We start from the raw sequence: 24399 nt of genomic DNA on the forward strand, positions 1-24399 counted from the left end.
CCTTCCTGAGTGATGACGTGAACCTTGACGTTGTATTTCACTCGGACGGTTCCGCTGCGCGACACCCTGGGCTGCGGGCCACCCGTTGATTAACCAGAGTTCCCGTACCATGCCCTTGCTCGATACGCCCTTCGCCCAACTCGACCTGATCCGTCAGCCAGAACAGCAGAACGAACCGCTGCAAGCGTTCGACGCGGCTGACGAATACCTGCTCAATCATCTGGCCGCGCAGCAACCGACGGCAGACACCCGGGTATTGGTACTCAATGACAGCTTCGGAGCGTTGGCGGCAAGTCTGGCGGGCAAGGTACAGGTCAGCAGCAGTGGCGACTCGTTTCTCGCATTCCAGGGGCTGGAAAAGAACCTGGTACGCAACGGCCTGGCATTTGATGCGGTGCGCGGGATTGCGGCCAGTGAGCCGTTGGTCGGACCGTTCGACCGAGTGCTGATCCGCGTCCCCAAGACGCTGGCATTGCTGGAAGAACAACTGATTCGCCTGCAAGGGCAACTGGCACCTGGCGCCGAAGTGGTGGCAGCGGCCATGGTCAAGCATTTGCCGCGTGCTGCCGGTGATCTGCTGGAGCGTTACATCGGTCCGGTACAGGCCTCACTGGCGGTGAAAAAGGCGCGCCTGCTGATCGCCACGCCCGAGGCCAAAGCCCCGGCGACCTCGCCCTATCCTTCGCGTTACCAACTCGACGAGCCGGCCATCGAATTGCTCAACCACGCCAACGTGTTCTGCCGTGAAGGTCTGGACATCGGCACCCGAGCCTTTCTCCCACACCTGCCAAAAAACCTCGGCAGCGCCCGCGTCGCCGACCTCGGCTGCGGTAACGGCGTACTGGCCATCGCCAGTGCCCTGCACAACCCTGAGGCGCACTACACGCTGGTCGACGAATCGTTCATGGCCGTGCAATCGGCCGCCGAGAACTGGCGTGCCGCGCTGGGCGAGCGCGAAGTGATCGTGCGGGCCGGCGATGGCCTGGCCGGTCAAGAGCCGCAATCGCTGGACGTGGTGCTGTGCAATCCGCCGTTCCACCAGCAGCAGGTGGTTGGTGACTTCCTCGCCTGGCGCATGTTCCAACAGGCCCGTGAGGCGCTGGTGGTGGGCGGTGCGCTGTACATCGTCGGCAACCGGCACTTGGGTTATCACAGCAAACTGGCGCGGCTGTTCCGTGGCGTCGAGCAAGTGGCGGCCACGCCGAAATTCGTGATTCTCAAGGCCCGCAAGTAAAACCTCAGGCAAAAAAAACCCTCCGCGGTACAGAGGGTTGTAAACCGTGCCCAAGGGCCACGGGACGGGATGTATCAGTGCGTGGTCAAACCGGCCGCGTTCATGAACAGGCGCATCAGGCTGGCGGCAATGAACAGCGCGCCGACGCTACCGATCCAGATCAGGGCCAACCAGCCGAGCCGCTGCCACAGCGGTTTTTTTTCGGCTTCTTCAATCTCGTGCAGGGAATGTTTGCCGTTCATTGCATCGTTCCTCCATCAGGCGATGACGTCGCCAAGGACGCCATCGCGAGCAGGCTCGCTTGTATGTTTAGACTTGAAGGGGTGGGCGGGACTACAGACTCGATTCTGACTCTGACCAGTACAGACCGTGGGAGACTTCTCGTCCCGCCCCTTCTACCCAAAGCGCCAATAAGGAATTCATCGGTAAACCGACGACAGAGACAAGCCAGCGCAACGGTAGACCCCAACAAGCTCTTAAACCCTAGCTCCGAGGATTCGTCATGACAATCCTTACTTCGCAGACGGTTGTTGGTATCGATATCGCCAAGGCCGAAATCGTTGTCTATCGCGCCGACCTGGAAACCATTGAAGCGGTCAAGAATGATCGTGCCGCCCTCAAACGTTGGCTCAAAACTCTGCCCGCGCAAAGCGCTATCGCTGTCGAAGCCACCAATATCTACCATTTGGAGACTGTTGATCTGGCTCATGCGATGGGACATCAGGTCTATGTGGTGGATGCTTATCGAGTCAGCCACTATCGTCGCGGTGTCGGTCAGCGAGCCAAAAATGATCCCTGCGATGCACGCGTGCTCGCACGCTATCTGACGAATGAACAAAGCAAACTGCGGCTTTGGAACCCGCCTCCTAAAGCCTACACCGTACTGAAAAGCTTGCTGCACAGACGCGCGACGCTGATTCAGAACCATACGGGTCTGATGTTGAGCTGGGCCGATGAACCCTTGCTGAAGAAAGAACGTACGGCTCAGCAAAAGGCATTCGAGCGATCCGACAAGGTCATTCAAAACCTGCTGCGCAAAGTCAGCAAAGAGGCCGGTATTGATGACAATATTGGCCGCTGCAAAGCAATCGAGGGCGTGGGAGAGCTGACTGCGACTGGGTTGGCAACGACCTATATGCGCGGTGACTTTGCCAACAGCGACGCGTTCATCGCGTTTTTGGGTATGGATCTGACGGTGGACGATTCGGGGAAAAAGAACGGCCCGAGGTTCCTGAGCAAAAAAGGAGATCCGGAGATCCGTCGATTAGCCTACAACGCCGCAATGGCGGCGTGTCGCTCAACCAAGTGGAAGCCTTTTTACGAGTCTTACCTGGCCAGAGGCTTCTCGAAAACACAGGCATTGGTAGCTCTTGCTCGCAAGCTCTGCCGAGTGGCATTCACCCTGATGAAGAATCAGGGCGAATACCGATCAATTTGAGATTCTAGGGTTGCTGAGCAACATAGAATCTCCCACAGGTGAGCAGAGCGAGAGATCAGTGGTAACCGTCTTCATGGGTGACCTTGCCGCGGAACACGTAGTAGCTCCAGAAGGTGTAACCCAGGATGAACGGGATGATGAACAGCGTGCCGACCAGCATGAAGCCCTGGCTCTGCGGCGGTGCGGCGGCGTCCCAGATCGAGATCGACGGCGGCACGATGTTCGGCCACAGGCTGATGCCCAGACCGCTGTAACCGAGGAAGATCAGCACCAGGGTCAGCAGGAACGGCATGTAGTTGGCGTTGCGCGCCACCGCGCGAATCAAGCCGTACAGCGTTACCAGCACCAGAATCGGTACCGGCATGAACCAGAACAGGTTCGGCATGCTGAACCAGCGTGTGGCGATTTCCGGGTGAGCCAGCGGTGTCCACAGACTGACGATGCCGATCACCGCCAGCAGCACGAACGCCAGCGGTCGCGCGAGGTTGTGCATCTGCTCCTGCAACTTGCCTTCGGTCTTCATGATCAGCCAGGTGCAACCGAGCAAGGCATAGGCCACCACCAGCGCGGCGCCGCAGAACAGAGTGAACGGTGTCAGCCAATCCAGTGAACCGCCGGCGTATTGCCGATTGACCACCGGCAAACCGTCGATGAAGGCCCCGAGTGCCACGCCCTGGAAGAACGTCGCCGCCACCGAGCCGCCGATGAACGCTTTGTCCCACAGGTGGCGTTTGTCGTCCTTAGCCTTGAAGCGGAACTCGAACGCCACACCGCGGAAAATCAGGCCGATCAGCATGAAGATCAGCGGCAGGTACAGCGCCGACAGCACTACCGAATAGGCCAGCGGGAACGCGCCGAACAACGCCGCGCCGCCCAATACCAGCCAGGTTTCATTGCCGTCCCACACCGGAGCGACGGTGTTCATCATCACGTCACGGTCGGTCTTGCCCGGGATGAACGGGAAGAGAATCCCGATCCCCAGGTCAAAACCGTCCATGACCACGTACATCATGATGCCGAAGATGATGATCACGGCCCAGATCAGCGGAAGATCAATACCCATGAGTCAAATCTCCTTTTCCAGGCTGCGATGCGAACCAGCGTCAGTGCCCTCGTCATCGGCGGCGGACAACGGCCGAGCCGGTGTGCGTTTCTGGCCAGGACCACCGTCGTTGGTTTCCTTGCCTTCGTCGGTTTTCGGTCCTTTGCGCACCAGACGCATCATGTAGCCGAGCCCCGCACCGAACAGCGCGAAATACACCACGACAAACATGATCAGGGTGATGCTCATCTGCATGAAGCTGTGGTTGGACGAAGCATCCGCCGTGCGCATCAGCCCGTAGACCACCCACGGCTGACGACCGATTTCAGTGGTGAACCAGCCGGCGAGGATCGCGACCAGGCCGGACGGCCCCATCCACAGCGCCAGATACAGGAACGGCCGCGAGGTGTAGAGCGAATCGCGCTTGCGCAGCCACAGGCTCCACAGACCGGTGAAAATCATCAGGAAGCCGAGGCCGACCATGACCCGGAACGACCAGAACACGATGGTCGAATTCGGCCGGTCTTCAGGCGGGAACTCCTTGAGTGCCGGCACCTGCTTGTCCAGCGAGTGGGTCAGGATCAGGCTGCCGAGGTAGGGGATTTCCACGGCGAACTTGGTTTTCTCTTCCTTCATGTCCGGCCAGCCGAACAGAATCAACGGGGTCGCTTCGTTGCCTTTGTTTTCCCAGTGACCTTCGATCGCGGCGATTTTCGCCGGCTGATGCTCAAGGGTATTGAGGCCGTGGAAGTCACCGATAACCGCCTGGATCGGCGCGACGATTAGCGCCATCCACATCGCCATCGACAACATGGTGCGGATCGCCGGGTTGTCCTTGCCGCGCAGCAGGTGCCAGGCCGCCGACGAGCCAACGAAGAACGCCGTGGCGACGAACGCAGCAGTGGCCATGTGCATCAGGCGATAGGGGAACGACGGGTTGAAGACGATGGCCAGCCAGTCGGTCGGGATCACTTGACCGTTGACGATCTCGAAGCCTTGCGGGGTCTGCATCCAGCTGTTGGAAGCGAGAATCCAGAATGTCGAGATCAGCGTGCCGATCGCTACCATCACTGTGGAGAAGAAGTGCAGTTTGCGTCCGACCTTGTTCCAGCCGAACAGCATCACCCCGAGGAAACCGGCTTCGAGGAAGAATGCCGTGAGCACCTCGTAGGTCAGCAATGGTCCGGTGACGGAGCCGGCGAAGTCCGAGAAACGACTCCAGTTGGTACCGAACTGGTAGGCCATGACCAGACCGGAGACCACACCCATGCCGAAGTTGACGGCAAAGATCTTCGACCAGAAGTGGTAGAGGTCCCGGTAGGTGTCGTTATGGGTTTTCAACCACAGCCCTTCGAGCACCGCCAGGTAGCTCGCCAGACCAATGGTGATGGCCGGGAACAGGATGTGGAACGAGATGGTGAACGCGAACTGAATTCGGGCGAGATCGAGTGCCTCTAAACCGAACATATGGCTTCCTCTGTCAGGTAATACCGGCATTGGGGCTTGTGGCCCCTGCCTACTGCCCCCACGGATATCGAGTGCGGCGAATTCTGATTCGTTCTTTTTAATAACCATCGCAACGCAGGGAGTCTGGCCATCGGGCCACCAGACCATGGCCCGCGAGGGTCTTGATCTGGATCAAGCAACGTTAAAAGAGTAGTCCCATTTCCGACGAAGGACGGCGTGGTCGTTTGCCGCGTGACAAGTTGCCTCATTGCCTGGGCAACGCTCTGAAACAGATATCCCAGAGCCGAGAAACCCTCTGTGGCGAGGGAGCTTGCTCCCGCTCGGCTGCGCAGCAGTCGTAAAAAGATTTTCCAGCGCTTGCCTGAAAGCAGGATTGCGCTGGATTGGGGCCGCTTCGCGACCCGGCGGGAGCAAGCTCCCTCGCCACAGAGAGAGGGGTATCCGGATAATCGATGTCTGGCTAACTAAATTTTCTGTCATAGCAACTTCCTGTTACAGACTGGTGATAACCTCGCCGTTCCCCCCCGAGCCAGACCTGCCTTCAGATGCCCAGCCAAGAGCCCCTGCTGTTACGTCACCATCGTCCATTTCTCGCGTTCTGGTTCGCCCGGATCTTTACCGCCAGCGGTTTTCAGATGCTCACCGTGGCGATCGGCTGGAATCTGTACCAGCTGACCGGCAACGTGCTCGACCTGGGGTTGGTCGGGCTGGTCGAGTTCGCGCCTCGGGTGCTGTTCATGCTACACACCGGGCATGTCGCCGACCGTTATGACCGGCGTCGGGTCGCGGCAATCTGTCAGTCGTTGCAGGCGTTGATTGCCCTGGCGCTGGCCATCGGCAGTGCGACCGATCACGTCACCCGGGAAATGATCTTTATCCTCGCCTTCCTGCTCGGTGCGGCGCGCTCCTTCGAAATGCCGACGACCCAGGCGCTGCTGCCGAGCATCGTGCCCAGCGCCCTGTTTCCACGGGCGGTCGCCGCCGCGCAATCGGCTCAACAGTCAGCCACCATTGTCGCTCCAGCCCTCGGTGGCTTGCTTTACGCGTTCGGCAGCGTCTGGGTCTACGGCCCGACGGTATTGCTCTACGTCATCGCCTGCACCTTGATGCTCAACCTGCCCGCGCGACAAACGCCGTTGAACAAGGGCAAAGCCACGCTGGATTCGTTGCTGGCGGGTATCCGCTTCATTCGCAGTCGGCCGGACATTCTCGGAGCGATCTCGCTGGATCTGTTCGCGGTGTTGCTCGGTGGCGCTACCGCATTGCTGCCGGTGTTCGCCAAGGACATCCTGCTCACCGGGCCGTGGGGTCTGGGCCTGCTGCGCTCGGCGCCGGCGGTTGGCGCGTTGGGGATGTCACTGTTTCTGGCGCGATTTGCCGTCGAACGCAACGTTGGCCGGGTGATGTTCACCGCGGTCGGCGTGTTCGGCGTGGCGACCATCGCCTTTGGCCTGTCGACGTCGTTCTGGTTTTCACTGGCGGTGCTGGTGGTGCTCGGCGCGGCGGACATGATCAGCATGGTGATCCGCGCGTCCTTCGTGCAACTGGAAACCCCCGACGAAATGCGCGGTCGGGTCAGCGCGGTGAACGGCCTGTTCATCGGTGCCTCGAACCAGCTGGGCGAATTCGAATCCGGCCTCACCGCCCACTGGTTCGGCACCGTGCCGGCGGTGGTGATGGGCGGAATCGGCACGTTGGTGGTCACCGGGACCTGGATCAAACTGTTCCCGACCCTGGCCAACCGCGACCGGATGCATGTGCCGGTGGAAGAGGCGAAGGTCTGAGGCTCGTCAAACCAACATCTCCCCCGCCACTTTCGCCCGCAACGCCTTGCCACCAAGCTGCTCCACCAGCGTCAGGGCAAACGCCAGTGCGGCGCCGGAGCCTTGGGCGGTGATGCAGTTGCCGTCGACCACCACCGGTTGGTCAACAAACGTACAGCCTGACAGTTGATGGCTGGCGCTTGGCAGGCAGGTCATGCGCCGCTGGCGCAATACGCCAAAGGCTTGCAGGGCGACGGCCGGCGACTCGGCGATGGCGGCGAACAGGCGCCCGGCGCTGGCCTGGTCCTTGAGTAATTGCTGCAGCGGCTGATGCGCCGCCAGATGTTGTGATCCGATGGCACCACCGGGCAGGACGATCAGGTCAAAATGCTGCGCCAATACATCCACCAGCATGCCATCGGCCGTCAGGCGTGTACCGCGCGCGCAGGTCAGCATGCGCCGGCCTTCGATACTGGCCGCGACGACTTCGATGTCGGCGCGGCGCAGCACGTCGATCAGGGTCACGCTTTGCAGATCATCGATGCCCTCGGCGAGGGTAATCAGGGCTCTAAAGGTCATGGGCGCCATCCGCTGAGTGATCTTTAAAGCGTAGTCAGCTTTGCCCTGCCCTGTTCGGTGACAGCCGTTACTTGATGTAAAGCTGGGTCGACATGGAGTTGCGTGGCGCGTTGATCGAGGTGTTGCTGAAACTGAACGTGCCTTCCTGCTTGCCCGCCAGATCGAAGGTATACAGCGAGCCGACAGTTTTGCTGCCGGGCGTGCACTCGGTCAGATTACCGTTATCGAAAGCACACACCGGGGCGCGGGTGCCGTTGACTTCAAAGCCGTCCAGCGTGGCGTGTGGCTGGTTCTGGCCGTAACCGACTTCCAGCACATACACCTTGATGCCCGGCCCGGCGTGATTGCATTGGGTCTGCGACTGGCCATCGCCAATGTCTTCCAGGCCACAGGCCGGCGACTGGACCTTGATCACCTTCACTTCCGTCAACGGTGGCGCCGAGGCTGCCAGCGCCGCCGTCGACCCGGCCATCAACCCTGCCACTACCCCGAAAGCCTTCATCCAGCACTTGCCCATGTGGTCGCAATTCCCCGAAAAATTCAGCGCGCAGTATGGCGCAGATAACCCTGTGGCAAAACTTCGACGACGTTCGGCACCAACATCCGCCATATTCCTCACGCGGCTGGTATGATGCGCGGCTTTTTCCGGCCCACCACAATTTTCCAGGCGCTTGCGACGGTCTGTGCTTTGCTGTTGAGGTCGATACATTCACGGCGCCACGCGCGCCACGGGGAGCAGACATGCTGGAAAGGCTGTTTCAACTCAAGGCACACAACACCAACGTGCGCACCGAGATTCTTGCGGGCGTCACGACCTTCCTGGCCATGGCCTACATTCTGTTCGTCAACCCGAGCATTCTCGGCGAGACCGGCATGGACAAAGGCGCGGTGTTCGTCGCCACCTGTCTGGCAGCCGCCATCGGCTCGACCATCATGGGCCTGATCGCCAACTACCCGATCGCCCTCGCACCGGGCATGGGCCTGAACGCCTTCTTTACCTACACCGTGGTCCTGCACATGGGCCACACCTGGCAAGTGGCGCTGGGCGCGGTGTTCATCTCGGCGGTGTGCTTCTTCCTGCTGTCGATCTTCCGCATCCGCGAATGGATCATCAACAGCATCCCGCTGCCACTGCGCTCGGCGATTGCTGCCGGTATCGGCCTGTTCCTCGCGCTGATCGCCCTGCACAACGCCGGCATCGTGGTCAGCAACCCGGCGACCATGGTCGGCCTCGGTGACCTGAAAGCCCCGGCGCCGATTCTCGCCACCCTCGGTTTCGCCCTGATCGTCGCCCTCGAAGCGCTGAAAGTGCGCGGCGCGGTGCTGATCGGCATTCTGGCAGTGACCATCATTTCCATCGCCATGGGCTTCACCCCGTTCGGCGGCGTGACTTCGATGCCACCTTCGCTGGCGCCGACCTTCATGCAACTGGACATCAAGGGCGCACTGGACATCGGTCTGGTCAGCGTGATCTTCGCCTTCCTGTTCGTCGACCTGTTCGACAACTCCGGCACCCTGATCGGCGTCGCCAAGCGTGCCGGCCTGATGGGCAAGGACGGCCATATGCCGAAAATGGGTCGTGCACTGATCGCCGACAGCACCGCGGCCATGGCCGGTTCGCTGCTGGGCACTTCGACCACCACCAGCTACATCGAATCGGCTGCCGGCGTGAGTGCTGGCGGTCGCACCGGTCTGACGGCCATCGTCGTGGCGATCCTGTTCCTGCTGGCGCTGTTCTTCTCGCCACTGGCGGCCAGCGTTCCAGCCTTCGCCACCGCTCCGGCACTGCTGTTCGTCGCCGTGCTGATGACCTCGGGCCTGGCGGAAATAGACTGGGAAGACATTACCGTCGCCGCGCCGGTGGTGGTCACTGCGCTGGCGATGCCGTTCACTTACTCGATCGCCAACGGCATCGCGTTCGGCTTCATTTCCTGGACCGTGATCAAGCTGCTGTCGGGCCGCGCCCGTGAGCTGAACCCGGCGCTGGTAATTCTGTCGATTCTGTTCGTGATCAAGTTGGGTTGGTTCAACGCATGACTTTCGATTCCCAGGCCTACGCCACACAGCTCGAAGAAAAGGTCACGCGCTTGCGTGACCTGCTGGCCCCGTTCGATGCGCCGGAGCCGACGGTATTCGACTCGTCGCTGCAGAACTTCCGCCTGCGTGCGGAATTTCGCCTGTGGCGCGAGGCCGGCGAGCGGCACTACGCGATGTTCTCCCAGGACGACAAACGCACGCCGATCCTGATCGAAGAATTCCCGATTGCCAGCCTGCGCATCAACCAGTTGATGCCGCAGCTCAAGGCGGCATGGCAGGCCAGTTCGGCGCTGAGCCACAAGCTGTTCCAGGTGGAGTTCCTGACCACGTTGGCCGGCGATGCGATGATTACCCTGTGCTATCACCGTCCGCTGGACGAGCACTGGCATGCGGCCGCGTCGAAGTTGGCAGCTGATCTCAACGTCAGCGTCATCGGGCGTTCCAAGGGCAAGCGCGAAGTCATCGGCCACGATTACGTGGTGGAGAAACTCGAAGTCGGCGGCCGCACGTTCAGCTATCGCCAGCCGGAAGGCGCGTTCACCCAGCCCAACGGCACGGTGAACCAGAAGATGCTCAACTGGGCATTCGAAGCGCTGGGCGATCGCAGCGATGATCTGCTGGAGCTGTACTGCGGCAACGGCAACTTCACCCTGCCGCTCGCCACCCGTGTGCGCAACGTACTGGCCACCGAGATCAGCAAGACTTCGGTCAACGCCGCACTGAGCAACCTCAGCGAAAACGCTGTGGATAACGTCACGCTGGTACGGCTGTCCGCCGAAGAGCTGACCGAAGCGCTCAACGAAGTGCGCCCGTTCCGTCGCCTGCAAGGCATCGACCTGAAAAGCTACGAGTTCGGCAGCGTATTCGTCGACCCGCCACGCGCCGGCATGGACCCGGACACCTGCGAGCTGACCCGGCGCTTCGACAATATCCTGTACATCTCGTGCAACCCGGAAACCCTCGCGGCCAACATCGCCCAGCTGCACGACACGCACCGCATCACCCGCTGCGCGATGTTCGACCAGTTCCCCTGGACGCATCACATGGAGTCCGGGGTGTTGCTGACCCGGCGCTGATGGCGAATGCCGGATACGAGAAAGCCGTCTTGATTGACGGCTTTTTTGTTCCTGCTTACGGTGCAGTGTCGGTCTTACGTGGACGCCCGCCCTTCTTGCCATTTGCTCGTGCAGCTTCGGATTTTGCCGCACTGCTTTGACGACCGTTGCGCGACGCAACCACCGAAGCCGCCATCCTCATGAGTGACGGGCTCGCCGAAATCATTCCGGAGATGGAAACGTCGAGGTCTTTGCCCTCGTGGCAAAGCGCAGTGCCTGCATAGCCGACTGTCAGGTTCGCATAATCGTCTGAATCAAACCCGTCGAACTCCGAATACTGGCTCACCGGTAGCAAAACACCGCTGCCGTCTTCAAAACGAATGACCAGAGAGGGGTTTTCAAAGGTCACGGAAACAGCCTGCAAGCTGCTAGCTTGTCGCGCTTCGCCACGTTTTATCGCGGCATCAAGCATTTCTTCCGTCAGCGGACGATGTTCGGACGGCTTTGCCTTGATGACTTTCATAAATCGATTTCAACTCCTGCCAGTTTGCCGAGCAATGTCAGAACAGTCTTGTCTGCTTCTGGCTCATAACGCGCCGAACTGATCCTGTAGGTCGTAGCGGTGACCGGTTTCATCACGGGGACTTCGTTTGACTCGCAGTCCCACACCTGATTGTCGAGACAAACTGTCTGCAAGCCTGACCACCAGATCCCTCGTGCGCGACGCAGATGAGCAGGTTGCCCCAGTGATCGACACAATCCTTCCAGCACCGCCAGCGGCGGTCGACGTGAAAGCGGCACGACATCCCACAGATCAATGTCGTTGTGCCAGAAACTGAACTGAAATCGGGCATTCCAGGCGCCTGCATTAACGTGAACATGTGGCGGGCAATGCTCATCTCGCAACATGATGCTTATCGACAATCCCTTGTAGTTGCATACTTTCATGCTAACCCATCCGTTAGGTTAATAAGTTTCAGGATTCGATTTTCCTTTCATATCCGACGGCCGGTGCTGCACAGCTCCTCAATGCCTTTCACCACATTCAGACTAGCGTCGGCACGGATGAGGAAGCGCTGCATCTTCGAAAAAAAACGTAAGCAAAACTGTCGATACAATTCGGAAAATCTGAATGCGATGTAGCTTTTGTGCGATCACCGAACACAAAACCATCGGGTTAAATCAGTTCAATTGACCATGGTAACCATCTGGTACATTTTACCTCCACAGGCTGAAACCTTCGGCCCAAGCCAAAAACAATAAGTGGAGTTTGCCCCCATGCCCCCTATCGTTCTGGTGCTCAACGGCCCGAACCTGAACCTGCTCGGCACTCGTGAACCGGCGACCTACGGTCACGAAACCCTGGCTGATATTTCTGCTCTGTGCGGCCGCGCTGCCGAAGAATTCGGCTTGGCCGTGGAGTTTCGCCAGACCAATCACGAAGGCGAATTGCTCGACTGGATTCATGCGGCACGCGGCCGTTGCGCCGGGATCGTGATCAACCCGGCGGCGTGGACACACACCTCGGTGGCAATCCGCGACGCGCTGGTGGCCAGTGAGTTGCCGGTGATCGAAGTGCACCTGTCCAACGTGCATGCGCGTGAGCCGTTCCGCCATCACTCCTTCGTTTCTGCCATCGCTACGGCGGTGATGTGCGGCTTCGGCAGCCATGGCTATCGCCTGGCGTTGGAGCATTTCAGTCAACGGCTGAAAGGACGCGCAGCATGATCCGCAAGAACGTAATACTCGCCGGACTGATCGGTGCGGGCATTCAGGCCTCGCGCACGCCAGCCCTGCATGAACACGAAGGCGATGCCCAAGGCCTGCGTTACCTGTATCGGCTGATCGACCTCGATCAGTTGCATCTGGACAGCAACGCCCTGCCCGACTTGCTGCAGGCCGCCGAACGGATGAACTACACCGGTCTGAACATCACTTTCCCGTGCAAGCAGTCGATCATCCCGCTGCTCGATGAGCTGTCGCCGGAAGCCCAAGGCATCGGCGCGGTCAACACGGTGGTGCTCAAGGATGGCAAGCGCATCGGCCACAACACCGATTGCCTGGGTTTTGCCGAAGGTTTTCGTCGGGGCCTGAAGGACGCTGCGCGTGAACGTGTGGTCCAGATGGGCGCCGGGGGAGCAGGGGCGGCGGTGGCCCACGCGCTGTTGAGTGAAGGCGTACAGCAGCTGAGCATTTTCGACGTCGACCGCGAACGCGCCGAGAGTCTGGCGAACAACCTCAACCAGCATTTCGGCTCAGGCCGCGCGCTGGCCGGGCGTGATCTGCCGGGCACGCTGAATCAGGCCGATGGCCTGGTGAACACCACGCCGATGGGCATGGCCAAACTGCCGGGGATGCCGGTGCCGGTGGAGTTGCTGCGCAAGGAACTGTGGGTCGCGGAGATCGTTTACTTCCCGCTGGAAACCGAGCTGCTGCGCAACGCCCGCGCGCTGGGTTGCCGCACGCTGGACGGCGGCAACATGGCGGTGTTTCAGGCAGTTAAGGCGTTTGAGCTGTTCAGCGGCGTGGTGCCGGATGCGCAGCGGATGCTGGCGCATTTTCAAAGCATGAACGTTTAAAAGATCAAAAGATCGCAGCCTTCGGCAGCTCCTACAGGGCCTTGTGTAGGAGCTGCCGAAGGCTGCGATCTTTTGCTTGTCACGGCTGCAAGTAGCGCAACACCGACTCGCAGATCATCTCGCGATGACGCTGCTTGATGCTTTCATCCGGCAGGTCGATCTGAAAAATCTCACCGAACGTATGGCGGTTCGAGACGCGATAGAAGCAGAACGAGCTGATCAACAGGTGCACGTCCAGCGCGTCAAGGCCTGCGCGGAACACGCCTTCTTCAGCACCACGGCGCAAAATCTCGCCCAGCGAATCGAGGATCGTGTTGTTCATAGCCTTGATCGCATCGGAACGCTTCACGAACTCGGCGTTGTGGATATTTTCGATACAGACGATGCGCACGAAATCGACGTTGCGGTCGTGGTGATCAAAGGTGAACTCCACCAGTCGGCGGATCGCCACCACCGGCGGCAACTCGGCCAGGTGCAGGCGGTTTTCGGTGCTGCGGATGTCCCCGTAAAGCTTCTCCAACACCTCGACGTACAACTGTTCCTTACTGCCGAAGTAGTAATAGATCATGCGTTTGGAGGTGTGGATACGCTCGGCGATCGCGTCGACGCGGGCGCCGGACAAGCCCTGCTGGACGAACTCGACGATCGCCTCCTGCAGGATGTTCTCGCGGGTCTTTTCCGGGTTGTTCTTGCGACTCTTGCGCGGCTCGATGCCGGATTCGACGGGAGCGGCGGGAAGTTCTGAAGTCATTGTCATTGCGGGCTCACGGCCATCACTGCACAGGTTGGCGATTATGGGCCGCGCTGCACAGTGAAGGAAGCCACGCGGCTCGTGTTTAATCCCGCGTTTACGAATTTCCTACAACTTCGCCTGACGCACGGCGCCGCTGCGTGATTTGGCCATCGCCGCCAGACGGACCGCGACGTTCGCCGCACCATAACCGGCATAACCGTTTTTACGCTGGATGATCTCGAAGAAGAAGCGTCCCTCGAACGGCTCGGTGTACACGTGGAACAGCTCGCCGCCCTGCGCGTCGCGGTCGTAGAGCACGTTGTAGTACGCCAGCTCGCTGAGGAATTCGTCGTCGAAATCGAAGCGCGCAGCGAGGTCGTCGTAATAGTTCAGCGGGATATCCAGCAGCGGCACACCGGCCTCCTTGGCGCGACTGACTTCGGCGAAGATGTCGTCACAATCGAAGGCGATGTGATGCACGCCCGAGCCGCGATAACTCGACAGCGCATGGGAGATCGCGGTGTTGCGATTCTCGGAGATGTTCAGCGGTAGACGGATCGAGCTGTCGCGGCTGCGCAACGCGCGGCTCTTCACCAGGCCGTAAGGGTCGGGCAGTACCACTTCATCATCGGCCTCGAAGTCCAGCAGGCTCTTGTAGAACAGCACCCAACTGTCGAGGCTGTCCGCCGGCAACGCCATGGCCATGTGATCAATGCGCTTGAGGCCGCCACGGGCCTGAGCGTTCGGCAGCAGATTGAAGTCGGTGCCATAAACGTCCGCCGCTTCATCCACCAGATAAATCAGGCTGCCGTCCGGCGCGCGTACGGCGGCCAGTTCCAGTTCGTTGGGGCCGACCAGCCCGCGATAGGGCTGGCCTTTGTAGGCAACGGCGCGGGCCAGAGCGCTGGCGCTATCCTTGACCCGCACGGCAGTGGCGCACAGCGACGGGCCATGGGCCTCGAAGAAACTGTGGCCGAACGAATACGGTTCGGCGTTAAGGATCAGGTTGATATCGCCCTGACGCAACAGGCTCACACTCTTGGAGCGGTGTTGCCCGGCCTTGACGAAACCCAGGCGTTCCAGCCAGTTGCTCAGTTTGGCGCCGAGGCTTTCGTCTACGGCGAACTCAAGAAACTCGATGCCGTTGTACTCGCTGGCCTTTGGCGTTTCGAAGAGGATGTCGCGGTTACTCACCGGCGTTACCTGCTGCTCCAGACGCTGGCGGGTTTTCTCCTCCAGATACAGCAGCGACCGCAGACCATCGGCGGCATTGGCCCGTGGCGGCGCGGCGCGGAAGCCATCGTTGAAGATTTCCAGCGACAACGGCCCGGTGTAACCGCTCTGGATGATCGGCGCGAGGAACCCCGGCAGATCGAACTCGCCCTGCCCCGGGAAGCAACGGAAATGCCGGCTCCACTCCAGGACATCCATGGCGAGGATCGGCGCGTCGGCCATTTGCACGAAGAAGATCTTGTCGCCTGGAATGTCGGCGATCGCGCCTGGATCACCTTTCAGCGACAAGGTGTGAAAGCTGTCGAGCAGCACGCCGAGTGCCGGGTGATCGGCCTGGCGGACGATGTCCCAGACCTGTTGATAAGTATTGACGTGCCGGCCCCAGGCCAGCGCTTCATAGCCGATGCGCAACCCGCGAACGCCGGCACGTTCAGCCAGCAGCCGCAGGTCATCGACGAGAATCTGCCGGTCGCCGACGCTGTCCGCCGAGGCGTTGCTGCAGACCAATACCAGATCGGTGCCCAGTTCCTGCATCAGGTCAAATTTGCGCTCGGCCCGTTCCAGATTGCGCGCCAGACGATCACGGCGGCAGCCTTCAAAATCGCGGAACGGCTGGAACAGGGTGATGGCGATCCCCAGGTCAGCGCACATCTGCCTGATTTCCCGCGGACTGCCGTCGTAATACAGAAGATCGTTTTCAAAGATCTCGACCCCGTCGAACCCGGCGGCGGCAATGGCTTCAAGCTTTTCCGGCAGGGTGCCGCTCAGGGAAACGGTGGCAATGGAACGCTGCATGTTTCTACTCCCGATGGAGATCGTCTTGTCACGCGTCCCTGTAGGAGCTGCCGAAGGCTGCGATCCTTTGATCTTCACAAACAAAGATCGCAGCCTTCGGCAGCGCCTGCAGAGGCCCGTTTTTTATCGTGAGGAAATTATTGGCTGCATCGTCTTCAGCAGCAATTTAAAGTGTACCAGCCGGTTAGTTTTGCGTGCGATTATCGAACACTATGGCGTTTCGGCGAATTGACGATTTTTCGTCCACTGCCCACCATCGACTCCACATTGAGTCCGGAAATGAACCTTCGGTCGCAGTGCGTGCAAACAACACCACATAACAAATTCAAAAACGGGTGGAACAATGATTCCTTCACAGACTTCCCGCATGGCCCCGGCCATGAGCACTGCCACGGGTGGCATCGGCGACAAGATCCGCGGCGCCATGGCCGTCGGCAAGACCCGTTGGGGCATGCTGGCGCTGGTGTTTTTCGCCACGACCCTGAACTACATCGACCGCGCCGCCCTCGGCGTCATGCAGCCGATCCTCGCCAAGGAAATGAGCTGGACGGCGATGGATTACGCCAACATCAACTTCTGGTTCCAGGTCGGCTACGCCATCGGCTTCGTCCTGCAGGGACGCCTGATCGACCGGGTCGGCGTCAAGCGCGTGTTCTTCTGCGCGGTGCTGCTCTGGAGCCTGGCCACCGGCGCTCACGGTCTGGCAACGTCGGCGGTCGGCTTCATGGTCTGCCGCTTTATTCTCGGCCTGACCGAAGCGGCCAACTACCCGGCCTGCGTGAAAACTACGCGCCTGTGGTTCCCGGCCGGTGAACGCGCCGTGGCCACCGGTATCTTCAACGCCGGCACCAACGTTGGCGCGATGTTCACGCCGATGCTGCTGCCGCTGATCCTGCACGTGTGGGGCTGGCAGGCGGCGTTCCTGTGCATGTCGGCACTGGGCGGGATCTGGCTGCTGTTCTGGGGCCTGAAATACTTCAACCCGGAAGACCATCCACGTGTGAAGAAATCCGAACTCGACTACATCCAGCAGGAAGTCGAACCGGAACAGGCCCGCGTCCCGTTCTCACGCATCTTGCGCATGCGCGGCACCTGGGCGTTCGCCCTCGCCTATTCGCTGACGGCGCCGGTGTTCTGGTTCTACCTGTATTGGCTGCCGCCGTTTCTCAATCAGCAATACAACCTGGGCATCAACGTCACCCAGATGGGTATTCCGCTGATCATCATTTACGTGACGGCCGACTTCGGCAGCGTCGGTGGCGGCATCCTGTCTTCGTTCCTGATCGGTCGCGGCATGAACTCGATCAAGGCGCGACTGCTGTCGATGTTCCTGTTCGCCTGCTGCATCATCGGCGTGGTCATGGCCGCCGGTTCGAGCAATCTGTGGGTCGCCGTCGCGGCAATCTCTCTGGCCATCGGCGCGCATCAGGCCTGGACTGCGAACATCTGGAGCCTGGTGATGGACTACACGCCCAAGCACATGATGAGCACTGTGTTCGGTTTCGGCGGTATGTGCGCCGCGATCGGCGGGATGTTCATGACTCAGATCGTCGGCCACATCCTGACCGTCACCAATAACAACTACACGGTGCTGTTCACACTGATCCCGGCGATGTACTTCCTCGCGCTGACCTGGATGTACTTCATGGCCCCGCGCAAGATTCCAGACGTCACCGAATAACCGGCCTACCCCTCCCCTTGTAGGAGCTGCGGCACGCTGCGATCTTTTGATCTTGATTTTGAAGATCAAAAGATCGCAGCGTGCCGCAGCTCCTACACAGGAATTTGTGGATCCTTCAGCGACGGCTTTGTTGCCAAGCCGCCGCCAGGCCGCTGCAGCAGATCACCGCAATCCCGATCACCGTCAGCAGACTCGGCGTGTGGTTGAACACCACCCACCCCAGCAGCCCCGCGAACACGATCTGGCAATAACCGAACGGCGCCAGCAGGGCCGGTGCCGCGTGGCGAAACGCCTGGGTCAGAAACAGATGCGCAGTCATCCCGCAGCTGCCCAGCGCCAGCATCAACACGGCGTGCGACAAGGTCGGCACTTGCCAGAAGAACGGCACCAGCGCACTCATCACCAGCGTGTTGCACAGACCGGCGAAGAAGTTGCTGGTGGTCGGACTGTCGACCTCACTCAGCTTGCGCGTCAGCAGTTGATAGAAGCAGAAAAACAGCGCCGAGCAGAACGGCAGCAGCACCGCCGGGGTGAACAGCTCGCCGCCCGGATGGACGATGATCAACACTCCGATAAAACCGCAGATCACCGCGATCCACTGCCCGCGCGTCACCCGCTCCTTGAGCAACGGCACCGACAACGCCGTCACCAGCACCGGCGCAAGAAAGTTGACCGCCGTGGCCTCGGCCAGCGGGATGTACAGCAGCGCCGTGGTGAAAAACAGACTGGTGCCGAGCAGGCACAGCGCCCGCGCCAACTGCCATAACGGCCGTTTGGTGCGCAGCACGCGCAGCCCGGACTGCGGCAGGAAAATCCCCGCCATCAGCAAGGTGTGCACCAGATACCGCGCCCACACCACCATGACGATCGGGTAGAAACCCGAGAGGTATTTCGACAGCGCATCGTGGCTGGAGAACAGGAAAGTCGCCACGACAATCAGCAAGATCCCCTTGAAGGGTTGGTTGACACCGGAGAGCGGGGTGCTGACGGTCATTGGATATCTCTGAAGGAAAAATAAACAGTGACGGGGACGCTGGCGCCCCGCCACAAAAACTGACTTACAACTGCGCCAACAATTCCCGCGTCCTGTCGAGCGCCATCTGCGCTCTTTGCAATCCGCTTACACCCTGCTCCAGCAGTTTTACCGTGGGGATCTCCAGGCTCAGGGGAATATTAGCTGGCAGACTGCGCAACAAACCGTGCAGGTCACAATCGCCCTCGCCGGGAAACCGCCGCTCATTGCGCGCCTGACGCAAGATCTCGGCCATGTCCGCCGGTCGCGGTCCCGCCACATCGCACAATTGCGCATAACGCAGGCGCGCGGGCGCAACGCTGGCCAGGTCCTCCAGCCGTGAACCGGAGCGATCGAAATGAAAGGCATCGACCAGCACCGCGGCATTTTCCCGGTCAGCACTGGCAACGATGCGCAACGCCTGCTCGAGATTGCACGCATCGGTCCAGGGCATGAACTCCAGATGCGGATGCAAACCGTAAGGCGCCGCCAGATCACACAGCGCGGCAAAGTTGTCGGTGAGCCGTTGCTCGTCAGGATCATTGCCGGCGACCAGTAATTCACTGGCGCCGAACTCCGCGCCGACGGCCAGCAGCTTGTCGAAATCGGCGACCACGGTTTGCGGTTTCAGACGCAGGATTTCCACGTCGAGCACAGCGATGCCAGTGTCGCGCAAACGCGCCAGCGTCTGACGCCGTAAACCGCCATCGGCCACCAATGGAAAGTGATATTCCTCAGGCGTCGCCGGCTCCAGGCGCAGGCCGACATGGCTGTAACCAGCACGCGCCGCCACCTCGACCATTTGCGGCGGTGACAACTCGAGTACGGTGAGGCTGGCCAGAGACAGAATTCGTTCGTTCATGCTCACGCCTCGACCGCTGCTGGGGAACAGGCACGACCGCTGGCCGCCGCCTCGCGAATCGCCTCGACCAGTGCCAATGTTCGCGCGGCATCGGCGGCACTGACCAAGGGTTCGACTTCACGCCGCGCGACCTGCACAAAATGCTCCAGCTGCAACCGCAAAGCATCCCCGGTCGCGCAATGTTCTTGCACCGCAATCAACGGTTCGTGCCAACCGGCATCGACTTGATCGGCAGGGTAATGCCAGCGCTTGAGTTGCGGAAGGCTCAGCGCCCCGGCGGTACCCGCCAGCAGATAACACGGCTGATCGACCTGACGCGGATAGACCGGGTTCTCTCCGGAATTCAGCTCCCAGCTCCACGGCGCGGCGACTGCATCGGAACCGCTCAGCGTACCGAGTGCACCGTCGGCAAATTGCAGTAACAGCGCCACGCTGTCTTCGTTGGCAAAACCACGCACTGCGTTGTCGGTGACGGCCTGCACCGCCTGCACTTCACCGCACAGGTGACGCAGCAGGTCGAGGTCATGAATCAGATTGGTCAGCAACAGGCCCGCCCCCGGCTCACGGCGCCACGGGACCTCGAAATAACGGTCGGGTTTGCGTAACTGGAACAGCGCGGTAACCGTGGTCAGGCGCCCGAGCGCGCCGCTGCGCAGCAATTGGTGGGCGCGCACGATCAACGGATTGTGCCGCCGATGATGGCCGACCAGCACCGGCACGCCACTGCGTTTGACTGCCGCCACCAAATCACGCACCTCATCCAGGTGCACGCCCACCGGTTTCTCCAGCAGCACCGCAACCCCGGCGGCGAGGCAATCCAGCGCCGTGCTGACGTGCTGATTATTCGGATTGGCCACGATCACCGCGTCGGGCCGCACCTGCTCCAGCATCTGCCGATGATCAGCGAAATACGCCACGCCCCACTGCGCCGCCAGCGCGGGAGCCTGCGGGCCGGGATCGGCCACTGCGCACAACCGGGCTTCTTCGAGGGTTTGCAGGTGCTGGTAATGCTGCTGGCCCATGTTGCCAGCGCCGATCAGGGCGATACGAAGGGGCGGAGTCAAGGCGCGATCCTTTTGTGATTGTTGTTGGAAATGTCACTCCAGCAACAATTTAGAACCGCGTTCCACAATCAAACACCCAGTGATGGGAAAACCGTGCGAACACCGCACAACTTCATACACGACGCTCAACCTGTAGGAGCTGCCGCAGGCTGCGATCTTTTGACTTTGATTTTCAAGATCAAAAGATCGCAGCCTTCGGCAACTCCTACAGGGGACAGGTCACACGAACAATTCCGATGCCAGACTCGCCGCCGACAATTCCTCAGTGAACGTCAGCAGCAACGGCGCCAATTCGTGCAGCCGCGCGCCGGGCATCCGCGCGCTTGGCCCGGCAATGCTCAGTACACCGATCACCCGCCCGTCAACCGGATGCTTGACCACCGCGGCAATCGCCGAGGTGCCCACCGCCGAACTTTCCTCGACACACGCATACCCCTGCTCTCGCGCCAGACGCAGGCGTTCCAGCAGTTCGATATTGGAGCGCGGCGCATTCGGCCCCACGCCTACCGGTACTTCCACGCCCTGGCGCTCAACCAGCGACAATGCTTCGGCATCGCTCATGCAGGCCAGCCACGCATTCCCGGAAGCGGTGTAGAACAACGGCGCGTCGCGGCCCATGTCCGGGTCATAACGCAGGCCTGTCCGTGCGCCCTGCGCCTTGGCGATCCAGGTCTGGCGCTCGCCATCGATCACCCCCAGACGCACCAGCTCGCCGGTTTCCTGAGCCAGTCGATCCAGCACCGGTTGCACGATGTCGGCACCGCTGCTCGACAGGTACTGAAACCCCATCGCCACCAGTTTGGTCGACAGGTGATAGCGCAAAGTGTCGGCATTCTGCCGCACGTAGCCCAGCCGGATCAGCTCCGCAAGCATGCGATGAGTGGCACTTTTCGGGATATCCAGTTGCTCGGCCAGGGTCTGCATCGGCAGCCCGCGCGGCTCACTGGTGAGGCTTTCCAGCACGCTGAAAACCCGTTCGATCTGACTGCCGGCCATGGGAAGGTCCAAGTGAAATTTTGCCGATTCTAGAAGACATCCGAGACAAAGCGAAATCCGGAACTGGCCGTGCGATAACCGCCCACTTTACTGAAACACACCTTGTTGCATTCGCACCTCATTGGTTAATTTCTGGAATCAAATTCCAATAAAACCAGATCCGGAGCTTTGCCTGATGCCTGCCGAACTTCCCGAAATCGACTGCGACGTTCTGGTCGTCGGCTCCGGTGCCGCCGGTTTATCCACAGCGGTCACTGCCGCTTGGCACGGTCTGAAAATCATCGTCGTCGAGAAAGACCCGGTGTTTGGTGGTGCCACTGCGTGGTCCGGGGGCTGGGCATGGGTGCCGTGCAATCCGCTGGCCCGGCGCGCCGGCATCGTCGAAGACGTCGAGCAACCGCGCACGTACCTGCGCCATGAACTTGGCGAGCATTACGACCCGGCAATGGTCGACGCTTTCCTCACTGCCGCGCCACACATGGTGGCGTTCTTCGAACAGCACACCGCCCTGCAATTCGCCGATGGCAACGCCATTGCCGACATTCATGGCGATACACCCGGCGCCGGCACGGGCGGTCGCTCGGTGATCGCGGCGCCTTACGACGGACGACAAGTCGGACGCCTGCTCAAGCGCCTGCGTACAACCATGCGCGAAACGTCCTTCATGGGCATGCCAATCATGGCCGGCGCCGACCTTGCGGCGTTCCTCAATCTCAGCCGATCGCTGAAAGCCGCGTGGCATGTAACCCGGCGTTTTACCCGACACTTGCTCGATCTGGCGGTACACGGCAGGGCCATGCAATTGGTCAACGGTGTGGCGCTGGTTGCAAGGCTGGCGAAGTCCGCCGAGGACCTTGGCGTTTTGTTATGGGAGTCGGCACCCGTGACCGAACTACTGCGCGATGAAGCAGGGGTTTGCGGTGCAGTGGTCAGCAGCGCCAAAGGCCCGATCCGTATTCAGGCACGCAAAGCCGTGGTGCTCGCCGCCGGCGGTTTTGCCAACGACATCGAGCGGCGCAAGGCCTTGTTTCCGCGCACGCCCACGGGTCATGAACACTGGGCACTGCCACCGCTGGCGGTGAACGGCGACGGCCTGCGTCTGGGCGAAAGCGTCGGCGCCACGGTCAACACCGACCTGGCGTCGCCCGTGGCCTGGGCGCCGGTCTCGCAAGTGCCGCATGCCGACGGCAGCATCGGCCATTTCCCGCACATCATCGAACGCGGCAAACCGGGGATCATCGGCGTACTGCGCAACGGCCAGCGCTTCGTCAACGAAGCCAACGGTTACTACGACTACGTCAGCGCCATGGTTGCCGCCGCCCCTGAAGGCGAGGAAGTCGCCTCATGGCTGATCTGCAGCCGCGCCTTTCAACGGCGATATGGTCTGGGCATGTCGCGGCCATTTCCCGTTCCGGTGTCAGGGTTTATCCGCAGCGGCTATCTGAAAACCGGCAACACCCTTGAAGAATTGGCCAGCGCCTGCGGCATCGATCCCGTTGGATTACGTCACACGGTGGATCACTACAACCTGCAGGCTGGCCTTGGCGAAGACCCGTTGTTCGGTCGCGGTTCCACGCCCTACAACCGCAAGCAGGGCGATCCGGCGAACCTTCCCAACCCTTGCGTTGCCCCAATAGAGGCCGGCCCTTTTTATGCCGTGAAAGTGCAACCGGGCTGCTTCGGCACCTTCGCCGGGCTCAAGGTCAACCCGCAGGCGCAAGTGCTCGACGCCCATGCCCAGCCCATCGCCGGGCTCTACGCGGCTGGTGGCGACATGGCCAGCATCATGGGCGGGCACTATCCGGCGGGAGGGATCAACCTCGGCCCGGCGCTGACTTTCGGCTACATCGCCGCCCGGCATATCGCCGGCATTACTGCTTTCGAACAGGAGATCGACCATGCAGCACATCGTTAACGCCCAGGGTTTGAACATGCCGAAACTGGGCCTCGGCACCTGGCCGATGCTCGGCGACGAATGCACCCGTGCCGTCGAGCAGGCGCTGGAACTCGGCTACCGGCACATCGACACGGCAGCGGCCTACAACAACGAAGACGCGGTCGGACAAGCATTGGCGAACACACCGACACCCCGCGAGCAGATTCACGTCACCACCAAGGTCTGGTGGGACCAGTTGCAACCCGACGCCATGCGTCACTCGCTGGAACGAAGCCTCAAAGCCTTGCGCAGCGAGTACGTCGACCTGTTCATGATCCATTGGCCGACCACCGACTGGGACCTGCCGCGCACCCTTGAAACCCTCGCTTCGTTCAAGGAGCAGGGGCTGGCTCGCAACATCGGTGTAGCGAATTTTCCGCTGCCGTTGCTGCGCAAAGTCGTCGAGGAATACGGCATCCCTCTGTCAGCGATCCAGGTCGAGTACCACGTCCTGCTCGGCCAGAACGCCCTGCTCGACTACGCCCGTCAACACGATCTGGCGCTGACGGCCTACACGCCGCTGGCACGCAACAAGGTCTCGGACATTGCGCAGATTCAGCAGATCGCGAAAAAACACGGCGTGCTGCCGACTCAGGTGGCGTTGAAATGGCTGCTGGATCAGCCCAACGTCGCGGCGATTCCCAAAGCCAGCAGCCGCGCCAATCAACTGGCGAACCTGGCTTCGCTGCAGGTTGAACTGGACGCTGAAGACCGCGCACTGATCGCCGCCCTGCCGAAGAATCAGCGTCAGGTCAGCCCGGATTTCGCCCCGGTGTGGGATGCCTTCGATCGCTAAGGCACAGCGCGCCGAGAGAAATCCGTCAACGGATTGAATTAGTCGCGCACGCGCTCGTCAATAACAAGCCCGCCCTCGTCACCCGAGGCCGGGCCTG

At 60.7% G+C, this 24399-nt stretch carries 24 protein-coding genes; 11 read left to right on the forward strand and 13 right to left on the reverse strand.

What is annotated here, in order from left to right:
• Positions 1–109: 109 nt before the first annotated feature.
• Entirely contained in the window at positions 110–1234 is a 1125-nt protein-coding gene (locus ABV589_RS10735; protein ID WP_367085791.1) for a class I SAM-dependent methyltransferase, read from the forward strand.
• Positions 1235–1308: 74 nt separating this feature from the next.
• Here ABV589_RS10735 and ABV589_RS10740 read toward each other — a convergent pair whose 3' ends face one another.
• Entirely contained in the window at positions 1309–1476 is a 168-nt protein-coding gene (locus ABV589_RS10740) for a DUF2474 domain-containing protein (RefSeq protein ID WP_007963754.1), read from the reverse strand.
• Positions 1477–1736: 260 nt separating this feature from the next.
• Here ABV589_RS10740 and ABV589_RS10745 point away from each other — a divergent pair, with 260 nt between their 5' ends.
• Entirely contained in the window at positions 1737–2672 is a 936-nt protein-coding gene (locus tag ABV589_RS10745) for a transposase (RefSeq protein ID WP_367085792.1), read from the forward strand.
• A gap of 55 nt (positions 2673–2727) precedes the next feature.
• On the opposite strand, the gene cydB is transcribed toward ABV589_RS10745, so the two are convergent.
• Both cydB and ABV589_RS10755 read right to left on the reverse strand, forming a co-directional pair.
• Positions 2728–3735 carry a cytochrome d ubiquinol oxidase subunit II gene (gene cydB / locus ABV589_RS10750; RefSeq protein ID WP_007963753.1) on the reverse strand — a complete coding sequence of 336 codons (1008 nt, stop codon included), beginning with the start codon at positions 3733–3735 and terminating at the stop codon, positions 2728–2730.
• A gap of 3 nt (positions 3736–3738) precedes the next feature.
• Positions 3739–5181, reverse strand: coding sequence for a cytochrome ubiquinol oxidase subunit I (locus tag ABV589_RS10755; RefSeq protein ID WP_367085793.1), 1443 nt, complete (start codon positions 5179–5181; stop codon positions 3739–3741).
• 545 nt (positions 5182–5726) lie between these two features.
• Here ABV589_RS10755 and ABV589_RS10760 point away from each other — a divergent pair.
• Positions 5727–6965 (forward strand): MFS transporter, encoded by a 1239-nt coding sequence (locus ABV589_RS10760; protein ID WP_007963751.1) that lies wholly within the window; start codon positions 5727–5729, stop codon positions 6963–6965.
• 6 nt (positions 6966–6971) lie between these two features.
• Here ABV589_RS10760 and ABV589_RS10765 read toward each other — a convergent pair whose 3' ends face one another.
• The gene (locus ABV589_RS10765) at positions 6972–7523 is read right to left on the reverse strand and encodes a DJ-1 family glyoxalase III (protein WP_367085795.1); all 552 of its coding nucleotides are present in this window, start codon (positions 7521–7523) and stop codon (positions 6972–6974) included.
• Between the two features lie 67 nt (positions 7524–7590).
• Positions 7591–8040, reverse strand: a complete 450-nt coding sequence (locus ABV589_RS10770) for a DUF4879 domain-containing protein (protein WP_367085796.1) — start codon at positions 8038–8040, stop codon at positions 7591–7593.
• Positions 8041–8264: 224 nt separating this feature from the next.
• On the opposite strand from ABV589_RS10770, the gene ABV589_RS10775 reads away from it, so the two are divergent.
• Together ABV589_RS10775 and trmA are read left to right on the forward strand one after the other, a co-directional pair.
• Positions 8265–9560, forward strand: coding sequence for an NCS2 family permease (locus tag ABV589_RS10775; RefSeq protein ID WP_007963748.1), 1296 nt, complete (start codon positions 8265–8267; stop codon positions 9558–9560).
• A complete protein-coding gene (trmA, locus tag ABV589_RS10780; RefSeq protein WP_367085797.1) occupies positions 9557–10636 on the forward strand; it encodes a tRNA (uridine(54)-C5)-methyltransferase TrmA in 1080 nt (359 codons plus the stop codon). The genes ABV589_RS10775 and trmA overlap by 4 nt, the downstream gene beginning before the upstream one ends.
• 55 nt (positions 10637–10691) lie before the next feature.
• Here trmA and ABV589_RS10785 read toward each other — a convergent pair whose 3' ends face one another.
• Both ABV589_RS10785 and ABV589_RS10790 read right to left on the reverse strand, forming a co-directional pair.
• The gene (locus ABV589_RS10785) at positions 10692–11138 is read right to left on the reverse strand and encodes a DUF2442 domain-containing protein (protein ID WP_367085798.1); all 447 of its coding nucleotides are present in this window, start codon (positions 11136–11138) and stop codon (positions 10692–10694) included.
• Positions 11135–11563 (reverse strand): DUF4160 domain-containing protein, encoded by a 429-nt coding sequence (locus tag ABV589_RS10790; protein WP_367085799.1) that lies wholly within the window; start codon positions 11561–11563, stop codon positions 11135–11137. Before ABV589_RS10790 ends, ABV589_RS10785 begins: the two co-directional genes overlap by 4 nt.
• A gap of 330 nt (positions 11564–11893) precedes the next feature.
• Between ABV589_RS10790 and aroQ the strand changes: the two genes are divergently transcribed.
• Together aroQ and ABV589_RS10800 are read left to right on the forward strand one after the other, a co-directional pair.
• Positions 11894–12343: a type II 3-dehydroquinate dehydratase gene (gene aroQ, locus ABV589_RS10795; RefSeq protein WP_025108744.1), complete on the forward strand. Its 450-nt coding sequence runs from the start codon at positions 11894–11896 to the stop codon at positions 12341–12343.
• Entirely contained in the window at positions 12340–13194 is an 855-nt protein-coding gene (locus ABV589_RS10800; RefSeq protein ID WP_367085800.1) for a shikimate dehydrogenase, read from the forward strand. Before aroQ ends, ABV589_RS10800 begins: the two co-directional genes overlap by 4 nt.
• A 79-nt stretch (positions 13195–13273) precedes the next feature.
• Here the strand turns inward: ABV589_RS10800 and ABV589_RS10805 are convergent, their stop codons facing one another.
• Positions 13274–13951, reverse strand: a complete 678-nt coding sequence (locus ABV589_RS10805; RefSeq protein WP_007963740.1) for a TetR family transcriptional regulator — start codon at positions 13949–13951, stop codon at positions 13274–13276.
• A 102-nt stretch (positions 13952–14053) separates the two neighbouring features.
• Complete coding sequence (gene quiC / locus ABV589_RS10810; protein WP_367085802.1) at positions 14054–15955, reverse strand: 3-dehydroshikimate dehydratase QuiC; 1902 nt, start codon at positions 15953–15955, stop codon at positions 14054–14056.
• Here quiC and ABV589_RS10815 point away from each other — a divergent pair.
• Both ABV589_RS10815 and ABV589_RS10820 read left to right on the forward strand, forming a co-directional pair.
• Entirely contained in the window at positions 15954–16187 is a 234-nt protein-coding gene (locus tag ABV589_RS10815) for a hypothetical protein (RefSeq protein ID WP_367085804.1), read from the forward strand. The two genes, quiC and ABV589_RS10815, sit on opposite strands and share 2 nt — an antisense overlap.
• A gap of 111 nt (positions 16188–16298) precedes the next feature.
• The gene (locus ABV589_RS10820; RefSeq protein WP_204895969.1) at positions 16299–17636 is read left to right on the forward strand and encodes an MFS transporter; all 1338 of its coding nucleotides are present in this window, start codon (positions 16299–16301) and stop codon (positions 17634–17636) included.
• 115 nt (positions 17637–17751) lie between these two features.
• Here ABV589_RS10820 and ABV589_RS10825 read toward each other — a convergent pair whose 3' ends face one another.
• From ABV589_RS10825 to ABV589_RS10840, 4 genes are all read right to left on the reverse strand, one after another.
• Positions 17752–18630 carry a DMT family transporter gene (locus ABV589_RS10825; RefSeq protein WP_007963736.1) on the reverse strand — a complete coding sequence of 293 codons (879 nt, stop codon included), beginning with the start codon at positions 18628–18630 and terminating at the stop codon, positions 17752–17754.
• A 64-nt stretch (positions 18631–18694) separates the two neighbouring features.
• Positions 18695–19510 carry a sugar phosphate isomerase/epimerase gene (locus ABV589_RS10830; protein WP_367085805.1) on the reverse strand — a complete coding sequence of 272 codons (816 nt, stop codon included), beginning with the start codon at positions 19508–19510 and terminating at the stop codon, positions 18695–18697.
• Between the two features lie 2 nt (positions 19511–19512).
• On the reverse strand, positions 19513–20574 hold the full coding sequence (locus tag ABV589_RS10835; protein WP_367085806.1) for a Gfo/Idh/MocA family oxidoreductase: 1062 nt from the start codon (positions 20572–20574) through the stop codon (positions 19513–19515).
• Between the two features lie 219 nt (positions 20575–20793).
• Complete coding sequence (locus tag ABV589_RS10840; RefSeq protein ID WP_367085807.1) at positions 20794–21570, reverse strand: IclR family transcriptional regulator; 777 nt, start codon at positions 21568–21570, stop codon at positions 20794–20796.
• A gap of 175 nt (positions 21571–21745) precedes the next feature.
• Between ABV589_RS10840 and ABV589_RS10845 the strand changes: the two genes are divergently transcribed.
• Together ABV589_RS10845 and ABV589_RS10850 are read left to right on the forward strand one after the other, a co-directional pair.
• Entirely contained in the window at positions 21746–23485 is a 1740-nt protein-coding gene (locus tag ABV589_RS10845) for an FAD-dependent oxidoreductase (protein ID WP_367085808.1), read from the forward strand.
• Positions 23469–24302 (forward strand): aldo/keto reductase, encoded by an 834-nt coding sequence (locus ABV589_RS10850; RefSeq protein WP_367085809.1) that lies wholly within the window; start codon positions 23469–23471, stop codon positions 24300–24302. The genes ABV589_RS10845 and ABV589_RS10850 overlap by 17 nt, the downstream gene beginning before the upstream one ends.
• Positions 24303–24399 lie beyond the last annotated feature (97 nt).

The sequence above is a fragment of the Pseudomonas sp. HOU2 genome (genome assembly GCF_040729435.1).
GTDB lineage: Bacteria > Pseudomonadota > Gammaproteobacteria > Pseudomonadales > Pseudomonadaceae > Aquipseudomonas.